Source organism: Mucilaginibacter sp., assembly GCF_028287845.1.
Classification (GTDB): Bacteria; Bacteroidota; Bacteroidia; order Sphingobacteriales; family Sphingobacteriaceae; genus Mucilaginibacter.
The window spans coordinates 1-20,584 of record NZ_JAQBOW010000086.1 but is presented as its reverse complement, the minus strand read 5'-3'; the positions used below and the strand labels follow the sequence as shown (position 1 = coordinate 20,584).

Annotated in this window: 22 protein-coding genes; 10 read left to right on the top strand and 12 right to left on the bottom strand. The window is 41.3% G+C overall.

Features of this window, described 5'->3' with window-relative positions; translation table 11 throughout:
• The first annotated feature begins 102 nt into the window (after positions 1-102).
• The gene (locus JWP71_RS08450; protein WP_299498589.1) at positions 103-1,449 is read left to right on the top strand and encodes an alpha/beta hydrolase; all 1,347 of its coding nucleotides are present in this window, start codon (positions 103-105) and stop codon (positions 1,447-1,449) included.
• Positions 1,450-1,520: 71 nt separating this feature from the next.
• Here JWP71_RS08450 and chrA read toward each other — a convergent pair whose 3' ends face one another.
• Positions 1,521-2,843 carry a chromate efflux transporter gene (gene chrA / locus JWP71_RS08445; RefSeq protein ID WP_299498587.1) on the bottom strand — a complete coding sequence of 441 codons (1,323 nt, stop codon included), beginning with the start codon at positions 2,841-2,843 and terminating at the stop codon, positions 1,521-1,523.
• A 138-nt stretch (positions 2,844-2,981) separates the two neighbouring features.
• On the opposite strand from chrA, the gene JWP71_RS08440 reads away from it, so the two are divergent.
• Positions 2,982-3,548: a Crp/Fnr family transcriptional regulator gene (locus tag JWP71_RS08440; protein ID WP_299498584.1), complete on the top strand. Its 567-nt coding sequence runs from the start codon at positions 2,982-2,984 to the stop codon at positions 3,546-3,548.
• 5 nt (positions 3,549-3,553) lie between these two features.
• On the opposite strand, the gene JWP71_RS08435 is transcribed toward JWP71_RS08440, so the two are convergent.
• From JWP71_RS08435 to JWP71_RS08425, 3 genes are all read right to left on the bottom strand, one after another.
• On the bottom strand, positions 3,554-3,793 hold the full coding sequence (locus tag JWP71_RS08435; protein ID WP_299498582.1) for a DUF2798 domain-containing protein: 240 nt from the start codon (positions 3,791-3,793) through the stop codon (positions 3,554-3,556).
• 112 nt (positions 3,794-3,905) lie between these two features.
• Positions 3,906-4,838: a transporter gene (locus JWP71_RS08430; RefSeq protein WP_299498580.1), complete on the bottom strand. Its 933-nt coding sequence runs from the start codon at positions 4,836-4,838 to the stop codon at positions 3,906-3,908.
• 9 nt (positions 4,839-4,847) lie between these two features.
• Complete coding sequence (locus JWP71_RS08425) at positions 4,848-5,834, bottom strand: zinc-binding alcohol dehydrogenase family protein (RefSeq protein WP_299498578.1); 987 nt, start codon at positions 5,832-5,834, stop codon at positions 4,848-4,850.
• A 294-nt stretch (positions 5,835-6,128) separates the two neighbouring features.
• On the opposite strand from JWP71_RS08425, the gene JWP71_RS08420 reads away from it, so the two are divergent.
• Positions 6,129-7,523, top strand: a complete 1,395-nt coding sequence (locus JWP71_RS08420) for an FAD-binding oxidoreductase (protein WP_299498576.1) — start codon at positions 6,129-6,131, stop codon at positions 7,521-7,523.
• Between the two features lie 185 nt (positions 7,524-7,708).
• Positions 7,709-8,002: an antibiotic biosynthesis monooxygenase gene (locus tag JWP71_RS08415; protein ID WP_299498575.1), complete on the top strand. Its 294-nt coding sequence runs from the start codon at positions 7,709-7,711 to the stop codon at positions 8,000-8,002.
• Between the two features lie 192 nt (positions 8,003-8,194).
• Here JWP71_RS08415 and JWP71_RS08410 read toward each other — a convergent pair whose 3' ends face one another.
• From JWP71_RS08410 to JWP71_RS08385, 6 genes are all read right to left on the bottom strand, one after another.
• Positions 8,195-8,905: a DUF4386 domain-containing protein gene (locus JWP71_RS08410; protein ID WP_299498573.1), complete on the bottom strand. Its 711-nt coding sequence runs from the start codon at positions 8,903-8,905 to the stop codon at positions 8,195-8,197.
• 29 nt (positions 8,906-8,934) lie between these two features.
• A complete protein-coding gene (locus tag JWP71_RS08405) occupies positions 8,935-9,630 on the bottom strand; it encodes a DUF4386 domain-containing protein (RefSeq protein WP_299498571.1) in 696 nt (231 codons plus the stop codon).
• A gap of 229 nt (positions 9,631-9,859) precedes the next feature.
• Complete coding sequence (locus JWP71_RS08400) at positions 9,860-10,684, bottom strand: aminotransferase class IV (RefSeq protein ID WP_299498569.1); 825 nt, start codon at positions 10,682-10,684, stop codon at positions 9,860-9,862.
• Positions 10,677-11,810 (bottom strand): P1 family peptidase, encoded by a 1,134-nt coding sequence (locus JWP71_RS08395; RefSeq protein WP_299498566.1) that lies wholly within the window; start codon positions 11,808-11,810, stop codon positions 10,677-10,679. Before JWP71_RS08395 ends, JWP71_RS08400 begins: the two co-directional genes overlap by 8 nt.
• A 33-nt stretch (positions 11,811-11,843) precedes the next feature.
• Positions 11,844-13,058 carry a dicarboxylate/amino acid:cation symporter gene (locus JWP71_RS08390; RefSeq protein ID WP_299498564.1) on the bottom strand — a complete coding sequence of 405 codons (1,215 nt, stop codon included), beginning with the start codon at positions 13,056-13,058 and terminating at the stop codon, positions 11,844-11,846.
• A gap of 32 nt (positions 13,059-13,090) precedes the next feature.
• Positions 13,091-13,924, bottom strand: coding sequence for a DUF2911 domain-containing protein (locus tag JWP71_RS08385; protein ID WP_299498562.1), 834 nt, complete (start codon positions 13,922-13,924; stop codon positions 13,091-13,093).
• Between the two features lie 111 nt (positions 13,925-14,035).
• Between JWP71_RS08385 and JWP71_RS08380 the strand changes: the two genes are divergently transcribed.
• Positions 14,036-14,206: a hypothetical protein gene (locus JWP71_RS08380; protein ID WP_299498560.1), complete on the top strand. Its 171-nt coding sequence runs from the start codon at positions 14,036-14,038 to the stop codon at positions 14,204-14,206.
• A 146-nt stretch (positions 14,207-14,352) separates the two neighbouring features.
• Here the strand turns inward: JWP71_RS08380 and pstS are convergent, their stop codons facing one another.
• Entirely contained in the window at positions 14,353-15,465 is a 1,113-nt protein-coding gene (gene pstS / locus JWP71_RS08375) for a phosphate ABC transporter substrate-binding protein PstS (RefSeq protein ID WP_299498559.1), read from the bottom strand.
• A gap of 477 nt (positions 15,466-15,942) precedes the next feature.
• On the opposite strand from pstS, the gene JWP71_RS08370 reads away from it, so the two are divergent.
• The 3 genes from JWP71_RS08370 to msrB all read left to right on the top strand — a co-directional run bounded on the left by JWP71_RS08370 (position 15,943) and on the right by msrB (position 18,863).
• On the top strand, positions 15,943-17,502 hold the full coding sequence (locus JWP71_RS08370) for a M20/M25/M40 family metallo-hydrolase (protein WP_299498555.1): 1,560 nt from the start codon (positions 15,943-15,945) through the stop codon (positions 17,500-17,502).
• A 187-nt stretch (positions 17,503-17,689) separates the two neighbouring features.
• Positions 17,690-18,313, top strand: coding sequence for a fasciclin domain-containing protein (locus tag JWP71_RS08365; RefSeq protein WP_299498553.1), 624 nt, complete (start codon positions 17,690-17,692; stop codon positions 18,311-18,313).
• 73 nt (positions 18,314-18,386) lie between these two features.
• Positions 18,387-18,863 carry a peptide-methionine (R)-S-oxide reductase MsrB gene (gene msrB, locus JWP71_RS08360; RefSeq protein WP_299498551.1) on the top strand — a complete coding sequence of 159 codons (477 nt, stop codon included), beginning with the start codon at positions 18,387-18,389 and terminating at the stop codon, positions 18,861-18,863.
• On the opposite strand, the gene JWP71_RS08355 is transcribed toward msrB, so the two are convergent.
• Positions 18,853-19,209, bottom strand: a complete 357-nt coding sequence (locus JWP71_RS08355) for a GIY-YIG nuclease family protein (RefSeq protein ID WP_299498549.1) — start codon at positions 19,207-19,209, stop codon at positions 18,853-18,855. The genes msrB and JWP71_RS08355 overlap by 11 nt on opposite strands.
• A gap of 84 nt (positions 19,210-19,293) precedes the next feature.
• Between JWP71_RS08355 and JWP71_RS08350 the strand changes: the two genes are divergently transcribed.
• Complete coding sequence (locus tag JWP71_RS08350; RefSeq protein ID WP_299498547.1) at positions 19,294-20,067, top strand: LexA family transcriptional regulator; 774 nt, start codon at positions 19,294-19,296, stop codon at positions 20,065-20,067.
• Positions 20,068-20,135: 68 nt separating this feature from the next.
• Complete coding sequence (locus tag JWP71_RS08345) at positions 20,136-20,516, top strand: hypothetical protein (protein WP_299498545.1); 381 nt, start codon at positions 20,136-20,138, stop codon at positions 20,514-20,516.
• The last annotated feature ends 68 nt before the right edge of the window (positions 20,517-20,584 follow it).

Here is a 20,584-nt window from a genome sequence, read left to right as displayed (position 1 = left end):
AATTCAAAGCCAATGAATAAAAGCGGCGATTATTAAATTATGATAAACTGTAACCTATTGGTAATAACGTAGGTCATAGATAACGAACTTAAATTTAAAGAAATGGTTATCACAGAAAAAATCACGTCAGTATCCCGGTTTTTTATATTGATCTTAGGATTGATCCAGCTCTTTTCCAATAATAGTTTTGCGCAAAATCCGCATAGGGGTATTTATACGTCAAAAGTGGATACCATCGTCTTTAACGAAATGGGAGCGGATTATCTTTCTTATTTTAACACCCATGACGGCAGGATAGGCACTTTAAGAAAAATAAATGAAAATCTGTTTAGTCTTGGTAATATCAATGAAAAGCCAGATTCGACAGGGAAGCATGACACCGCGACCTTGCAATTTTCCAGGGACAATAAAACAATAGTTATTAAAAATATTCAGGGGAAAGTGATGACCTACCATAAGTTGACCTATACTGAAAGGTATGTTTCTATTCCCGTAGGCGGGAACATTATTTTGAATGCGAAACTGGTAATTCCGAACGTTGCTCATCAAGTGCCCCTGGTGATCGTGGCGCACGGCTCTGAATTAATGACAAATGATTTCTACAAAGAATCCTATTTGTTTGCCAGTTGGGGGATTGCAACGCTTGTATTTGAAAAAAGAGGAGTAGGAAAATCAACCGGCGAGCCCGGCCCGGATATTTTTTTACAAGCAGAAGATATTGCTGAAGCGGCTAAGTTTGGGGCTGCTTTACCGGAAGTGGACGGTAATAAAATTGGTTTATGGGCTTTCAGCCAGGGGGGCTGGGTCGCTCCGCTTGCGCTGATCCATCAACCCCTGTTACATTTTGCGATGATACTCTCAGGTCCGGCAACCACTGCTTTTGAAGAGGAGATTGCCGGTATAGATAAATCGTTGCGGTTTTATGGTTATCGCGATGCAGATATCAGTAAGGCTACTGATCTTTTAAGTGAAATATATTTAACCGTTCAGCATTTTGACAATTGGAAAAACCTGGACACTTTAAAAAATAAATACAAGGGGGAGCTATGGTATCCTGTGATGATCAAACAATCCTTGATCAGTTCCTATTTTTTAGGGGACAAGGCCGAATATGTTAAGTCTCATTATAAAGAATTAGTTAATGCTAACACCTATACCCATTGGTGCTTCTACGACCCTGCCCGGTATATCAGCCGTATCCGGGTTCCTGTCATCTGGATGTATGGTTCAGAAGATAAAAGTATCCCCGTAGAAAGCAGTGTCAAAATCCTCAACGTTCTTCAGTTGGATTATCATAATAACTCTGATATCTATTTACTTAAAAGGGTTAACCACGCCGCTTATATAGATGAGCATACCGGTGTTGAGGATTATGCACACGTTAAATTTATCTCGCCGGAATACCTTGCCCTAATGAAGGGCTGGTTAATAAAAAACGGGGTTTTATAAATAACAGCAGAAATAGACGAGGTAATATAAAACAGATGCCGGATTAGCCTTTTCTTAAGCTTTACCGTTTATCACATAACTAAAAAATACCGCAACAACCCGCCTGCCAGGCTCAGTAAAATTAAGTAAACCACGTTCAGCCTGAATTTAGCCAGCAATAACAGGGAAATCATAACCCAAGCTAAGGCAAACAGGTTTAGGTGAGCCATTGCCAGGCCACCGGGAAAGAGGACATCCCGGCCCAAAAAAACAGTAAGGTTCAAGATAACACCCACAACGGCAGCGGTAACCAGTTTTAAAATACTACCCACCGCCTCGCTGCCATGCGATTGTTCGATTAAAGGGGCTCCGGCAAAAATAAATAGAAAGCAAGGCAGGAACGTGTAGAACGTGGTGGTTACCAGAGCGATACTCCCCATAACCAATGAGGTATGGAAATGATGATAACCCGCCATAAATCCCACAAACCCAACAACAATAATTAATGGGCCCGGCGTGGTTTCCGCCAGGGCAAAGCCATCCACCATCTGCGTTTTAGACAGCCAGTTTAATTTACCTACCGCAAATTGCGCAACATAAGGCAGTACGGTATAAGAGCCGCCAACTGTAAAGAAAGCGGTTTGCGTAAAAAACAAGATCAGTTTTTGCCAAAAAGAAAAATCATCAAAAAAAAGAAAAAAGCAAGCAAAGGGTATCAGCCAGCATACCAGGAAAACCAATAGCTGAACAGTTAACCGCCCAAAGCTAAAACCTGTAGCCGAAGCTGTACCGGTGCTTTCAGTAGTGTAGGTTTCTGTTAAATCCGGGTTTTGTATTTGAGCCTCACCCCCCAATAGGTTCGGTTTAAAATGACGGATAATCAGGGCCAGCAAAATCGTTCCGATAATGATCAGCAGCAAAGAAATATTAAAAAAGAAAATACAAACAAAAGCAAGCCCGGCAATCAGAAAATGTAAAGGCCCCTGTAACGATTTTTTACCAACTTTATATAAAGCTATTATAATGATGGCAATGACCGCTGGTTTTAAGCCATTGAACATCAAATTAATCCACGGCAAATTGCCATAGGTTACATAAATGATACTCAATGCCAGCAGAATTAACATGGAGGGCAACACAAACAGTATACCAGCCACCAGGCCGCCTTTTTTACCGTGTAATTGCCTGCCGATGTAAATGGTAAGCTGCTGCGCTTCGGGCCCTGGCAGGAGCATGCAAATGCTCAGCGCATGAAAGAAGTGGTCATTGCTGATCCATTTTTTTTTGTCGACAAAAAAATCATGCATTAGCGCGATATGTCCGGCGGTCCCGCCAAAACTAATCCAACCTAACTTCAACCAGAATTGGAATGCTTCTTTAAATGGGGGGCGTACTAAAGGAGAAGTTTCATTCATTAAAGAGATCAAAATTGAGGATAAAAATCGGGTATCTAAACCACTAACGGCAGATTTTTTTGAGAGAATCCAATTATTCGATGGTAACTAACTTAATAATTGGTCGCTATAAGAATCGGGAAATAACTACCTTGCCCTATGGAAAAGGATATCAAGGATATTATAGATTTACATATTCCTGATATAACCCAAAACTGGGAAAGCTACAAGGGACTTTTTAAGAAGGAAAAACTACCAGCGAAAACAATTCTGCTTGCCGAAGGAGAGGTAGCTAAAAAAATGTTTTTTATTGTGGATGGATGTATACGTTTGTATTTCAACGATGTGGACAAAGACGTTACTATACAATTTTTTTTCGAGAGCACATTAGTTTGTTCTATGGAGAGTTTTCTTGAAGAAAAACCCAGCCGGTTCAACCTTGAAACATTGGAAAAGGGAACCTATTATTCACTACATCGCGACGATTATTTTAAGTTGATGGAAACGCTTCCGGCCTTTAGGGCTAGATTTGAATTGTTTATTCGTGGACGGATGTTTCATTACATAAACCTGTTGCTGGATCATGTCCGTTATTCGCCCGAGCAACGCTATCGTGCGCTCATGACAGAGCACCCGGAAATATTGCAGCGGGTACCGCATTATTATATAGCTTCCTATCTGGGCATTACGCCGGTTTCCTTCAGCAGGATAAGGAGCCGTAAGTAATTATATTATTCTTTAAAGCGTTTGGTGTAATGTACAACCAATGGTACAATGAGGTATCCCGAAGGGATTGAAATACAACAGGCAAGCAAGAATTCTTTCAGCCAAAGGAAAAGAAAATCCTGACCGATACCCTGTTTGATCCATAATATACCGCCACTCATGGTGGCAGTGGAAAATACTGATATGAGCAGTATCTCCAATGCCTGTACCATGAGTTTGGTAAATTTTTTATGCTGCACCGTCACCAAATGGATAAAGGTTAAAAAATCGGGTAAAAACAGTAAGTATGCATAAAAGCATGATTATATGAGTAGTAAGGTATATCATAACTGTATTTCTATTAGTTAATAATAATTATTATTTATCCAGTTTATAGGCCAGCACCAATGTTGCCCGGTAACCCTCCGTACGGTTTTGTGCTGCCGTTTCCCACATGTTCTTGACTTCTATAAATAGCCCGGTAGGTGTTACGTAACCCAAACCCGGGCCAACGGCCAGTACACGTTCGCGCGTATCAATTAATCCATAAGTGTCCTGGTAAAAATTGCTATTACCCCCTTTACTGTCCTGTGCAAACTGTTTAAGGTAATAACCGGCAATTTCAGCCCTGAAACGAGGGAGCACTTCATATTCAAGCGAATAATTTGCGTTGTAAAACGCGCCTGCCTTTACATCGGTACCCATCTCATCAAAGTTATAAGTCAGCATCTGCCGCGTGCTTATTGAAAGCTGTTTGGCAGGTGATAGCGTAAACGTATAATGTGGAGTTACTGAATAAAAATGTGCGCTGGGATTTATAGCATAGCCACTGTTCCATGCTCCGGCAGGTATAATAACATCCATCTCAAAACGATGATCCAAAGGCATGCCGGCCAGTTTGCGGTTAAACCATTGGATAAACGGCCCGGTGATAATATCACCCATTGGGTTAGGATTTACTGAAACAGGAGTCTTCGCCGCATCGTAAGCTGTAATTTTTACCAATGGAAGCAGTGCCGTCCAGCCAAAATTACCGCCGGCCACCTTCGTCTTACTGACATAGATTAGTTGTGAAAGTGAAAGCATAGTATTGACCGTACCGCTGGTCGCAAGCCTGTTGCCGCTGGCATCATAAGTTTGATTGGCCGAGTAAAGCTGCATATACTGCTGGAAGTATAACCCGGTGCCCGGTGGACGGCCATCCTGCATGTTGGATAGGCCAAGGTTTGTGGCAGGTAGTTTCGGGTCCTGAGCATGTGCCCTCAGGCATAGGAAAATGAGAGATATAAAAGCAATAGTAATTCGTTTCATTGTAAGTGTTTAATCGTTAATTTTTAAAATGATTTTATCCTTGCTGCCCGCGTATGTTTGGCGATAAGCCTCATGAGCGCGTTCCAAAGGATAGATTTGTTCGTCTTTAACCGCGAAAGGAATAAGGGAGCCGTCAAGAAATCCGGGTTTAAGTTCATTTAATATTCCGGCACAATCCACCACATCCAGTTCCTGGGTATCTACTCCCACAAAATTGTGCTGATGACGGTAAAAATAGAAAATATTAAAAGGCACTTCTTTCAGTAAACGGTCGGCGATAAAGATCTGTGTTCCGCCATGCGCCATTGCATGATTGGCATCCTCAAAACAAGGACTCCCTACCGTATTATAAACAATATCTGCGCCGTGCCCACCGGTAATTTCCATTACTGCTTCTGCCACTTTAGATTTGCTGTTGTTGATAACCACCACAGGAGAATTGGAGTGGCCGCGGTAACTATTGCCACTACGCTCAACACCTATTACTTTTGCTCCCAGCCGCGTTGCAATTTGGGTGGCCGCCTGGCCAACCTTACCGTTGACACCAAAAATGAGCACCCACTGCCCTCTTTTTGGTAAACCGGCCCGTCTTAATCCTTCATAAGCAGTAACAAAAGGCACACCGACACCGGCCGCTTCCGGCAAGGTGATGGTTGCCGGTTTTTCGCTTACAGATAAAACAGGTACAACCAGGAAAGCCGCATGACTACCATTGGTACGAATACCCAGTTCTCCACCTGTTCCCCAAACTTCTTTCCCTAATAGTTCTGCAGGCCCGTCCACAATAACGCCGGCAAAATCACGCCCGGTGTAGCGCGGCCAGATAGCTTTCGGGAATTTACCCAGTACTGCGCCTACATCACTCGGGTTGACTCCGGAATATAGCACTTTCACTACGCATTCATCTTTTCCGGCTACAGGTTGCTTTATTTCCTCGATATGCATATCCAATGCATTGATATCACTAGATACACTGTTGGCTTTTATTGCTTTCATTTCTCTTTTATTTTTATCAAATTTCTGTAAAAGCTACTGCGCCGACAATAACATATGTTAAGAAATTGAAAAGATAAGCACGAGTAAACACCAATACAACCAGAATACCATCTCTATAAATACCTTTTGCTTTCTACGAAAAAATTAATTCTGCCATCAGCTAAAACCTTATAAATATTTATTCGTTTTTATTTAACCCTGTCTACACTATAATGGGTTACCCAAACCTGCATATTCATTGTTTCCAACGGAATCTGTTTTGTTAATTTAAATGTATTCTAAAATAAATGTGCCATGTTTAATCAAACTTCTATTCAGGAATTTAAATCAACCTTAAGAGGCGGCCTAATAGAACCGCAGGATCAAGGTTATGACGATGCTTGCAAGGTGTACAATGCCATGATAAGCAAGCACCCGCGCATGATTGTGTATTGTGCAGATGTTGCGGATGTGATACAGTCGGTTAATTTTGCGAGAGAAAACGAAATGCTCCTTTCCATTCGCAGCGGGGGCCACAATGCCGGCGGATTAGGGATTTGTGATGACGGATTAGTAATCGATCTCTCTAGGATGAAATACATCCAGGTTAACCCGCAGGCAAAAACGGCAGTAGTGGGCGCAGGATGTACATGGGGCGATGTGGACCATGCTACACATGCATTCGGTTTGGCCACCCCAAGCGGAATTATTTCCACAACAGGTGTAGGCGGTTTGACATTGGGCGGCGGTATTGGTCATCTCACCAGAAAATACGGATTGAGTATAGATAACCTGCTATCGGTTGATATGGTGTTGGCCGACGGAAGTTTTATAACAGCCAACGACAATCAAAACCAGGATTTGTATTGGGCGGTAAGAGGCGGCGGCGGAAACTTTGGCGTAGTTACTGCCTTCACATTTAAACTGCACCCGATAGATATGGTATATGGCGGGCCAATGTTATATGAGATGAGTGAGGCCGAAGCTGTAATGAAATGGTATCGCGATTTGATAAAGTACGCACCGGATGAACTGAATGGTTTTTTTGCTTTCCTCACTGTTCCTCCGGGAGCTCCATTCCCGGAGCATCTGCACCTAAAAAAAATGTGCGGGATTGTATGGGCATATACAGGGCCATTAGAAAAAGCGGAAGAAATATTTAAGCCTATTCGCGCTTTTAAAACACCTGCTCTTGATTTTGTTGGCCCATTACCTCAACCGGCATTGCAAAGCATGTTCGATGCCGTTTACCCCACCGGTTTGCAATGGTACTGGCGTGCCGACTTTGTAAATGAACTTAGCGACGAGGCAATTGCAAAGCACCTTCCTTTTGGCGAAGGAATGCCGACAATGCACTCAACCATGCACTTATATCCGGTTAATGGGGCAGCCTCTCGTGTAAATAAAAAAGACACAGCCTGGAGCTACCGCGACGCCACCTGGGCAATGGTTATAGTTGGCGTTGACCCTGACCCGGCAAATAAAGAAAAAATTACAGCCTGGACCAAAGCCTACTGGGAAGCATTGCACCCTTATTCGGCAGGTGGCGCTTATGTGAATTTTATGATGGATGAAGGAGAGGAACGGGTGAAAGCAACTTATGGCGAAAATTATAAACGATTAGTAACGATAAAGAATAAATACGACCCGGATAATTTATTTAGGGTGAATCAAAATATAAAACCCACAGCCGAAAAAATGACGGTTTAAAACCATTATTCTTTGCGATAATCAGCAATCGTACGTTAGTACAACTGCCTTGTCCGGCGCGAGAAATCCGGGTATGTTTAGATGTAATTATATTACATTTTAATGGCTATTTGAAAGACCAGAAGATAAATTTCAATATCGCAGAACGCTACTTTTGTACCAATCGTAACATTAAAAACATTACCATGGAAAAATTTGCATTACTTGCAAGACTTGAAGCTAAGCCGGGCAAAGAAACTGAAGTATTGAACTTTTTAAAAAACGCCCTACCTATAGCGGCGGCCGAACCGGATACCGATAGATGGTATGCTTTGCAATTGGGCCCAGCTACATTTGGCATATTTGATACTTTTGAAACAGAAGGAGGCCGAAACGCGCATCTTACCGGTGAAATCGCTAAAGCGTTGATGGCAAATGCCTCTGAACTTTTTTCAACAGCGCCGGTTATTGAGCATGTTGAGCTTATTGCAGTAAAATAACACTGGGGTTCTTTTCGCAACTGCTAAAGCATCCAAAAGTAAGCTTGTTTTTTAAAATGGGCTTGCTTACAACTTCTCTCCTCTCACTCCATATATATAGTCTTGGCCACTAGGGTCAAAAACTGTGTATGACAATCAGAATTAATATCGGCCATGTTACTAAAATTACAACATTGCAGTACTTGTTGGTGATCACGCTGGTTGCTTCCGGGTCTTTGTACTGACCCCTTTTATGAGTAGCCACACCCCGAGCAGAAATTGGAACGCGAACATCGGCCCCCACATCCACAAAGTCATCGGTCCTTTAAAGAATTCGGCAAGCTGCAGGGGCAAACCTACCACAAGCAGTACCGATGCGAACACGCCAAGCCCCGCGAGTGTGGCGGGTACGCTTCGTGAACGCAGCAGGAGATAGGAGAAGATCATGGTCCCAACGGCGAAGAAGGGTGCGCCAATCATCGCGCTTTGAGCCGGCATCAATAAGTAGGCACCGATCGCGTCCGCGGTTGCGGTGAGATGACCTCCCACCCTGTCCCCCGTCGTCGCGAGCCACAGCAGGCCCAGTGTTCTCCGGATACCAATCGCAGCCAGCACGCTTTCGCAAACGCGGCATACCAGGGCCAGCATAGCCAGCTCACTACTCTCGTCGCGCGTTATCCGGTATAGCGTCACAGCCAGCACAAGTGCCGAGAAGCATTCGAGCAACTCCAGTATAACAGTCACCCGCACTGCTGACGCGTGCCGGGCAATGCCCGCGAGAATCGCGTCAGTTCCTTCGGCGCCGCTGGTTGCGCGGCTATGCAAAGTCACGCTGGCAAGACCTACAGCAATGTAAAAAAGGATGGTAAAGCCGGCAACCTTTGCGTAAAATTGTCGGGAAGCTTCAATATTTTGATTTTCCATGTTTATTCCGATTATAGTCTTTTCAGTGTTCAGTCTGATGTCCGTAGTTTCATGAACAACAGCCAAAAACCCATTGTTAGTTCGAAAATAAAAATAGGACCGCCGTAAATTCCCACAGGAATAACCTTTGAAAGCTCCGGAAAAATGATGAACAAAAAGGCGCATGCTCCCATCAGAAAAGAAGCAACTATCCCCCAGCCTGCCAATATCCGCGGAATGAAACCGGACCTGAACCACAAATAACAAAAGGTGGTACTTCTAAGCCCAGCGAATACCAAACCAACGTTATACGTAGCATCGTGCGCACCTATAGACAGCCTCGCTAAAGCCTGTAACCGGCTTACTTCAAATGCTTGCAAATAGTCTGCCCCGCTCAGGATACGCAGTACATCAAGGTCATCCAGCGTGACTATGACCAGTATTGTGGTCTCTATCAGCCCCCAACCTGCAGCCAGCAAGGCCAGGCGCATGTTAACCGGCTTCAAAACCACATACAGAGCGGTGATAAGAGCTACATCAACTGCGAAGACGACGAGATTACTGGCAATGCCGAGGCGAAAAAGCCTATCGTTCCCAATAATATTCAACGCAGTTTGCGCGGCATTGTTGAAGACGACCAAATGGCCCCTGACATAGAACTCGGCAAAGATAGCCGGGACAAGCGCAAACAGATAAGTGAATCCAATAACTTTCGCTGCTTTGCCTTGTGATTCGTCAATCATCATTTTATATTTCAGCGTTTAATTGGCGTGGGTGGGCAATCCGCCGGAAGTTAAAGTTACAGTATATGTAACCACCTGATATAAAGATAGAAAGATAATCATCAAAGTAAGAAAAACTTTCAGGCTTATTGTTTAAATGTTTCTGGATTGTAATCCAGAGCAAACGGATTAAGCGTAACAGCTTAAGTATAAGATTGCAAATCGGATTAATAGCAAATCCTGGTAGCCAATATCATTTGCTAAATACAAATTCTTTCAGCCTTTCTGCTAAAGCCATTGTTACGTCGCCTGCATAACCATTGCCAATTATTTGGCCGTCAATTTCGGTAACGGGCAAAATATTTTTTGTAGAACTGGTAATAAAAGCTTCTTTACATTGCTTTAAGTCTTCCAGGCTAATTTCTTTTTCGCGGATAGTTATTCCGTCGATATTAAGATTTAAAACCTGTTTACGCACAATACCTTTTAATATCTTATCTGCACTGGTTATTACCTGGTTATCGGGCATTACAATAAAGAAATTTGCACGCGGGCACTCTTTCACCATTCCGTGGTTATGATACAGTACATCATCCGCACCTTTTTGTTTAATTAACGGCTGCAGCCAAATTGCCATCAAATAATCAAGGGTTTTAACTTCGGCAAGCTGGCGCTGGTGCGGGTGAGTAATTATCTTAATGCCCTTTATATTAATTTCCTTATTTATAGTTAATGGTTGCTGGGTGATAATCATATTTGGTTTTGCCAACGTGTACCCATCGGCAGAATAACCGCCGGTAAGCGTTATTTTTATTCCTGAGTCAAACAATCCGTTCTCTTTAATGAGTGTAAACAACAAGCTCTTTAATTCTTCCCTGCTCTTATCTACCGGCAATCGCATGGCTGTTGCCGAATTATAGAAACGGTCCAGATGATCTTCTACAAAAACCGGCTCGCCATTAATCGTTTTAAAAAAATCAAAAATACCGTAGCCTCTTTGTACGGCCAGGTCTGTAATTAATACCGACGCTGTTGCAGCCGGCAAAAATTCTCCATTAACAATAGTGTATTTACTCACTTTTAATAGCGTTATATTTTTTTAAAATAGGTATTACTTTATCTAATGGCAGCGCTTCTACTTTATGCCCGCTTTTACCAACTATGGTTACACCTGCAAATAAAGAGTTAATTATAGCTTCTTCTGTAGCCTCAATTGTCGCCAAAAAAAGCGGCGATGTGTCCTCATTTTGCAATAGCTGCACTTGCTGTAATTGTTTAGACTGATTAGGTACACGCACTGAGGCAGCGGTTGAGAAAGCAATTACATAATCGCCGCTGCCATTGGATGCTATGCCACCGGTTTTAGCCAGGCCCATAAATGCACGCTTGGCAAGTCGTTGTAAATTGCGGCTATCCAAAGGTGCATCAGTAGCCACAATCATCATACATGAACCGTCAACATTATTCATTAACTGGTTGCTAAATTCAAACTTACCCAGCTCTTTACCCACCGGAACACCATCAATCTGTAATACACCGCCAAAATTTGTTTGCACCAATACACCTACGGTATAACCACCAAGGCTTTTAGGTAATAACCGCGAAGCTGTTCCAATTCCGCCTTTATATCCAAAACAGACCGTGCCTGTACCCGCGCCAACTGCCCCTTCTTCTACTGATGTACCTGCATTTTTAATAGCAGTTATTACATCATCTTTAGTTACATGCGTACCGCGTATATCATTCAGGAAACCATCATTGGTTTCGCCAACTAACGCGTTTACAGATTGTATTTTTTCATTGCCTTTTTGCCCGAGTGTATACCTTATAGCACCCTCCATCCCCGCGGCAACATTAAGTGTATTGGTTAAAACTATGGGGGTTTCAATATTACCCAGTTCTATAACCTGCGTGGAACCTGCCAGTTTACCAAAGCCATTACCTACAAATATACCCGCGGGTACTTTATTTTGGAATATATTACCATCGTAAGGCAAAATAGCGGTAACCCCTGTTCGTATCGAGTCGCCTTTAATTAAAGTAACATGCCCAACTTTTACACCCGCCACATCGGTTATAGTATTTAGTTTCCCGGGGGATATAACACCAAAATGTAAACCATAATCGCGCGCTCTTTTTTTGTGTTGCGCACCGGCAAATTGAACCGTAAATAAGATAAAAAAACAAGTAAATATTTTTTTCATAGCAGCCATTAAAAAGGGCCTAATATAGCAAATCTAACCCATTCTCTGCAGCCAGCTTTCCTTGTCAGCAAACTTGTTTACCAACATAGCTGCAACGGTATCGCCTGTTGCATTAAGTAAAGTAGCAACCGGATCTATCAATGTTCCTATAATTATTGCCGGCGGCAGGGCCTCTGGCGGGAAGCCATAGGCAGATATAAAAAGCAACTCGCCAACGTAGCCCCCGTTAGGTATGCCACCTTCAACAATACTTACCAATACCGTCATGCCAAGAGCCAGCAATATAATTTCAGGATTGTTAAAGCTTTTACCAAACATAGCAAATACCACAGCCATTTTTAATATCGATGAAACGCTCGAGCCATCTTTATGCAATGTGCCGCCTAAGGGTATGGTTATGCCGGCAATAATATCTGAAACGCCCATTTTCTTTGCTGCGTCCAGGTTTGCAGGTATAGTGGCAATACTGCTGCAGGTGCCCACAGCTGTGGCAGAAGGAATGATATTGTTTGTCCAGTATTTTTTTATTCCTTTAATTCCTCCTGCTATAAAAGCGTATAAACTAAAAAAAACAGCATAATAAAACAGGCTAACCCCATACCCTATCCCCATAGCATGCGCATAAGTTCCAAAAAGAGATGGGCCAAATACAGCCACCTGGTAAGCAAAATAAGCGCCTAAACCCACCGGGCCTAGCTTCATAATAAGGATAAATACATTTTTAAACACCTCGCTCCCGGCATTTAAAAACCTGCGGAAATCCTGCCCATTTTCGCCGGATCTTAATGTTCCAAACCCTATTAAAATGCTGAATATTATCATGGCCAGCATATTTTTACGCGAAAGCAACTGGTAAAACTCGCCGGTGGTAAATAGTTGAGTTATCTGATCGCCCGATAATTTATTACCTGCTCCTTGTTTCAACAGCCCGGGGGTTATGGTTACTGCCTGATGAATAGGAAATATCCACACCGCAACAATGGTTAATAGCGCCGCAATAATCACCGTAGATAAAAACACGGTCGACATAATGATCATGATCCGGCTTAACTTTTGCTCGCCATGCAGGTTAGCAATGGCAGAGGCGATGCTGAAAAAAACAAGCGGGATAACGGCAACAAAAAGCAGGTTTAAAAACATATCGCCCACCGGCTTTACCACTTCAGCATTTTTACCAAATATAATTCCGGCTATGCTGCCAATACATATCCCGGCAATCAACCAAATCATATTTTTATAATTTTTCACCCAATGTGTGTTATTTCGTCGTGCAGCATATGTTATTTAACAGCTCCTGCCTCACGCAGTACTTCTTTATTCATGCGTATATATTCGGCATTTTTATCTTTCTCGGCTATTGCCAAACCTATTTTGGCCGAAAAGATCGCACCTTTCTTGTCGCCCAGTTTTAGCTGTATCTTTGCTTTCCAGTATCTTACATTATAAGCATCGGGCTGTACTTTTTCTACTTCATTCATCCATTCTAATGCTTTACGCATATCTAAATTATGGTTATAGTACCATATCGCTGCCAGGTAGTAAGGTTTCTTCTCCCCTTTCATCATTTGCGCTATATTGGCAATAACTCGGGCATCCACATCGGCTTTTAAATGGATCGATAAGCCGGTATTCTCCCATAATATCTGCAAAATACCCTTGTCTATATTCACATTGGCAAACTGTATGGTTAATGTTTCAACAGGTGCGGCCAGTTTAAAAGGTTTTACTTTAAAACGAAGTACATCCTGCTTTTGATCGTATGAGTAAGCGCCCCATTGTTTTGCTATCTTATTAAATATAACGGTCCACTCTGTTGCGCCGGGTATAGTAAATAGCGAATATTCGCCGGGCATCAGCTTATGCCCTTCTACCAATACGGTATCTGTAAATTTAATAATAGTTGCAGCATTGGCACCCGTGCGCCACACCACACCATAAGGCTCTGTACCGTTAAATATTTTGCGGCCCTTTACATTGGGTCGGCCATAAGTAAGACTGATAGTACCTAAACCAAATTCCTGGTCGATATACTGGGTTGAGCTAAAATTTGGAATTTGTGCCTTAAGTCCGGCTGTGAATAAACAAATGATCAGGCAAATTATTATTCTTTTCATCGGGTTATGTTTTGGTGGAGGTTAATTAAAAATAATCAGTTTTTAAAGTGAATAAACATAGGCAATATTGAAGTAATATTACTTTATCTGCCAATATTAAATTCTTATCCATTGAAATATGGCCTTGATTTTAAGGCAGCTGGTAATGCAAATGCGGGCACACCAAACTTTACATTAAAAGCAGGATCAGCTGCTGCAGGTGCAATTTTTACCAATGCAAAATTAGCTGATGCATTTTTTGAAAAAGTTGCTTTCAGAGGCGCTTTCGGAACAACAGATTGATCGGCAGGTTGGGCTAAATTTTATCCGCAAAACATGGCATACACAACTCCAGGAGTTGTTTTATAGTAATCATTTCTCATACAAAAAGGCCATCTCAAATCAAATTGAGATGGCCTTTTTGTATTGATTCAATTATATTTAATTTATTACATTATCGGTTTGCCGTCAAATGTTGCTGATTTTAGAATTTTCTCTGCAACAGTAACCGCAGCAGCCGAAAGCGGCGCATAATTGAGGTCATTACAATATTTTTGTCCGTCGTGAATATTCCACCAAAGTAACTTAATTACTTTTTCAGCTCTGTCTTTCGATCTTTGATTATAGTTTTGCTCCTTGTATATTAAGGCCCATGTAAGCCCGCTTATCGGGTATCCATCTTTCGCATCGGTATTACTTAATGAAGCTTTTGCATCAGCGGGCATAGTTATATTCCCGGCCGCACTGGTTGACGCTACTGTAGGTGTAATAAAATTGCCGCTTTTGTTTTTTATATCGGCAAAGGCCATCTTGTTCTGCTTTGCATAAGCCAGTTCTATATAGCCAATTGCGCCCGGAGTTTGCTTTACTAATCCGGCAACGCCTTCGTTTCCTTTACCACCCAAACCAACCGGCCAATTAATTGACGAACCCTTACCCGGGCTTTTATTCCAATCGTTACTAACCTTTGCTAAATAAGTGGTAAAAATATTTGTTGTACCACTCCCATCAGACCGGTGAGCTATAAAGATTGATGTTGCAGGTAATTGCAATCCGGGGTTTAATTTTGATATCCGCTCATCATTCCATTTAGTAATTTTGCCCAGGAAAATATTAGCTAATACATCGGGGTCCAATTTTAAAGTACCTTTTAAATCAGGAAGATTATAGCTTATAACAACTGCGCCCGAACACATTGGAATATGTAGTACATTAGCGTTAATTGTTTTAGTTTGCCCATCATTTAAGGGTGCATCCGAATCTCCAAAATCTATTGTTTTGTTTGTTAGTTGGAGTATACCCCCACCAGAACCAATTGATTGATAATTTATCCGTATCCCGGCTTGTTTATCATATTCGGCAAACATTTTTGAAAATAGTGGATATACAAAGGTACTGCCGGCACCTAATAAAGTATTTGCATCTTTTACATCAGTAGTTGAGGTGGCAGCACTATCGCTTTTTGATTTGTTATAATTTCCACCACACCCAAAAACATAAGCGCTCATTATGATTGTACCTGCAACAATGAAGATTTTATTGTTTAAAAATTTAAATTTCATAATCTTTTATACTTAATAATTAGAATGTCAATCTATTACAATTACAAGCTCGATTTGTTGGTATTTTTAATGAATAATTTTGATGATCATATTGTCATGATAGCTATCAGGATGTCAGTGATTTTTTTGGTTGGCTTGTTTCAATTAACTTGTTTCACCACTGCCAAAATTGACCAATTGTAATTATTTGATAATCAATATAATAATTAATTTTTACCTATAAAAATACTGACGAATAAGTTGTTACATTTTGTTACACCACTTTTTCGTAGTTGTTTAATTTTCAATTAGTTAAGTAAAAATCTTGTTTCACTTGTTACATTTTGTTTCACTATTTCGTGAAACAAAATTCGTTTTTGTCATTAGCAGAACCCTATGAAGTGTAGATGGCGTATACAGGGGTGTATATGGGTGTAGGCTACATTATACCCCAAAAATAAATTAGCATAATTCATCTCAAACTTTTAAATTGGTTTCATGAAAACTGATCTTACTCACCACTTAAACCGCAGGTTAAGACTCGCTATGTCTTTTTTCGGCCTGATGCTCAGCAGCATTACATTCGCTCAAACTCCTGATAAATCCGTCATAGATGGTATTATCCAGGAAGAAGCAACTAATTCACAAATACAACCACTGGCACATGAGCTTTTTGATGGCGTTGGCCCCCGTTTAGTGGGCACGCCGCAAATGGTTAAGGCTGCCGACTGGGCCATTGCTAAATATAAAAGCTGGGATATAAACGCCCGTAAAGAAAACTGGGGTGTATGGCGCGGCTGGGAAAGAGGCATATCTCATATTGATATGATATCGCCGCGTGTAAAATCACTGGAAGGCACCCAACTGGCCTGGAGCCCGGGCATGGGTAAAAAAACGGTTACTGCTCAAACTATAATTATACCTGATCTTGAAGATTCTATTGCTTTTGAAAAATGGCTACCCAGCGTTAAGGGTAAATTGGTAATGATATCTATATGCCAGCCCACCGGACGGCCCGATGACAACTGGCAGCAATTTGCCTTAAAGGAATCATTTGATAAAATGAAGGCGGAGCGCACCGCAATGACCACAGCTTGGGCAAAGCGCATTAAAAAAACAGGTTACACGTTAAGAACTCTGCCGGTTGCATTAGAAAATGCTGGTGCCGTGGGTATAATAAGCAATTACTGGTCTGCCGGGTTTGGGGTTGATAAAATATTTAGTGCATATACTAAAAAAGTGCCTACTGTTGATATTGCATTAGAAGACTATGGCATGCTATACAGATTAACAGAATCGGGCATCCCTCCTACTATCAGCCTCCATACTGAATCAAAAGAACTGGGCGAAGTGCCTGCTTTTAATACCATTGCCGAAATAAGGGGTACCGAAAAACCTGATGAATATGTAATGCTATCCGCTCACTTTGATTCATGGGACGGTGGTACAGGCGCGACAGATAACGGTACCGGTACGCTTACCATGATGGAGGCCTTGCGTTTATTAAAGAAATTTTACCCCCATCCAAAACGCACTATATTAGTTGGCCATTGGGGCAGTGAAGAAGAGGGCCTGAATGGTTCGCGCGCTTTTGTTGAAGATCATCCTGAAATAGTTAAAAACTTGCAGGCCCTGTTTAACCAGGATAATGGAACCGGAAGGATAATAAGTCTTTCAGGATCTGGATATGCGGATGCGAAAGATTTCCTAACCCGGTGGTTAGCGGCAGTACCCGATACCATTAAGAACCGCATCACAACAACTTTCCCTGGTTTGCCGGGCGGCGGCGGATCTGATTATGCATCTTTCGATGCGGTTGGCGCACCTGGTTTTTCTTTGGGTTCGCTTAATTGGGCATATTTTAATTATACCTGGCACACAAACCGCGACACTTATGATAAGCTGATCTTTGATGATGTGAAAAACAACGCTGTATTAGCCGCTATTATGGCTTACATGGCCAGCGAGGACCCTGCCAAAACAAAAAATATAAAAACAGACGGCTTAAAATGGCCGGAGCCAGTTAAAGCAATGCGCCGCGGCGGACTGAATAAGTAATACAAAATATAAAACAAAAGAAATCCGACCTGGTACAATTTCCGGGGCGGATTTCTTTTCACAAAGCCAAATTTGTACTTACGATCAGTGGTACATTATTGCTAATTGTTTTTTTAGCCATGCATATTAATATTATCCATATTTAAAATCAAAACATTTTAGGCTTTAACTATATTTGTAGTATAGTATGAAAAGCCCCATCTTATTTATTTGCCTTATTTTAAACACCTGCTTATTATTTGCTCAGGCTCAACCTGTTGTATCAAAAAAAACAGATTCAACAGCCTCAAAATCAAACAAATTAAATTCATCAAACTTAAAATTAACTGATGGTTCTAATATGCTGCCAACAAATGATGTTGCTACAAATATTGCCCGTTGTAAAGAGTTAAGTACGTTTAATAAAACCATAAATATAACCGGCTTTACAGAATCATTTAAATGCATTGGCCCCATTACAGTTTTTGTACCCAATAACCAGGCGTTTTCAAATCTCTCTCCCGATAAATTAGATAGCTTATTAACTCCCGAACGTAAGTATGACCTAATAGCCTTAGTTAGCTACCATGTTATTGCCGGAAAAGTTACAGGAAGAAATATTACGCATAAAATCAGTTCGCATAAAGGCCTGGCTACATTTATTACACTTGCCGGAAGCAAGCTAATGGCTAAACTTGATGAAAACAGGAATATTATTTTAATTGATGAGAATGGCGACAAAAGTACTATCAGCAGGTTTAATATTAAGCAAAGCAATGGGTTAGTACATATTACAAATTCGGTACTAATACCTAAATTCAAAAATATATAAGCTGTCATGTTCATGACAAACCACGTGAAATTTTATTACGTAGTTTATGTTATAACTTAAAATATTAAAAAAAATGAAAAGATCAATTTTTGCAATAGTAATATTATTTGTTGTTGCGGCATTTGGATGTCAAAACAGTAATGGGCAAAACAATACCAAAAGATTAAGTAAGCCTGCGGCCGAATGGAAAAAGCAATTGAGCGCTAATGCCTATTATATAATGGTTGAAAGCGGAACAGAGCCGCCTTTTCATAATGCCTATTATAACAACCACGAAAAGGGTGTGTATGTAAGTGCTGCTACAGGCGATGTATTATTCTCATCGGAGGATAAGTTTGAGAGCGGAACCGGGTGGCCAAGCTTTGTTAAACCGGTTGATACTAAAAAAATTGCAATAGTAGTTGACCATAGCTTTGGCGAAACCCGCCAGGAAGTTATTGAAAAAAGCACGGGCCTGCACCTGGGCCATGTTTTTGATGACGGCCCTGCCGACAGGGGCGGTAAAAGATACTGCATGAATTCGGGCGCGTTAAAATTTATTAAAAAGTAACCGATCTGCGTAATGTGCTTATTGATGGGCGCAATTTCGGCCTGGTGCGTAAACCGCTTTCAAAGTTTAAGCCTATGGTCAGATCCACCCAATCCGGATTAACAGGTCTGATCATTTTTTCTTTTTGGGGCCTTGTAAAAGTGCTTACTGTTTTAAAACGCTCCATTGCCTGCTCTTCTGTATTTATCTCTTCAAAATAAACCAGTCTATTCAATTGCTGTGCGCTGTCAAAGAATAAAGTAGGCATATCGCCATAAAATTTAAGAGTTTTTAATAGATCTGAACATAGCCCAACGTGCAGATTATTCCTGTTTCTGTCTGTAATAATGTAGATAAAGCGTTTCATTTGATAATAAAATTTGCTGGTTAAAAAATATTTACTAATTTTATGAGCATAAAATTACTAATAATTTTAGCAAATGCAAATTTTATGGCAAAAATTTCATCAAATATTAAATTTCTAAGGAAAAAGAAAGGTTTAACCCAGCAACAGTTTGCTGATCAGGTTGGTATAAAACGGTCGTTGGTTGGCGCTTATGAGGAAGAAAGGGCCGAACCCAAGTACGAATTACTAAAAACAATAGCATTATATTTTGATATTTCACTTGATGACTTTATAAACGAAACTATTGATGATAGGTGGATTGCCAAACCAAAGGGCAACCAGAATAATTTACGTATATTAAGTATATCTGTTGATAAGGAAGATAATGAGAATATAGAAATGGTTCCGTTAAAAGCCAGCGCCGGATATATGAACGGCTATGCCGACCCGGAATATGTTGCCCAATTACCCAAATTATATTTACCAATGTTTAAACAAGGCACCTACAGGGGCTTTGAAATAAAGGGCGATTCTATGCTCCCGCTAGTATCGGGTACAACTATTATAGGCGAGTATGTAGAGAATTGGGCCGATGTAAAGCCGTCTGAAACTTATGTTATATTATCAAAAAGCGATGGTGTAGTATATAAGCGCATTGGCAATAAATTTAAAGATAACAAGAAATTGAAACTGATATCAGACAACCCCGTATATGAACCTTACGAAATAAATGGAGAGGATATTTTAGAAATATGGAAGGCAAAGGCCTATATATCTACTCATCTTCCGTTACCAACACCCGAGCCAACTATGGAAAGCCTTACAAACATGATGGCGCAGATGCAACGATCAATAGCTAAATTAGAGGGCAACAATTAAGTTACAAAGTAAATATTAAACCTTATGCGCATATCTTTATCATAACCAAAACAATAAACAAAAACAATATGAAAAAGTTATTATTAGTATGCGCTTTCGTAATTGGAGTTAGTGCAATAAGCTTTGCCCAGGGCAGGCAACAACAAACTCCGGCACAACAGGTAGAAAGGTTAAAAACACAAATAACAGGTTTAACTGATGACCAGGTAGCTAAGGTTACAACCATTTTTACTGCATCGGCAAAAAGCCAGGATAGCTTAAGGGCCGCTGCAACCGCTGCCGGTACAGACAGGGCCGCAATGAGGCCTGCATTAACTGCCTTAAGGGCGGCACAAACTGCTAAGATCATGGCAATTTTAACTCCAGATCAAGCTGTAGCTTATAAAAAGATCCAGGATGATGCTGCTGCGCGGCGCGCCCAGGGTGGTGGCGGCGGTGGTGGTAACTAATCATTTCTCATGCAAAAAAAGCGTTCCCAAAGCGGCGAACGCTTTTTTTTTGCCCTGAATTTTGATTT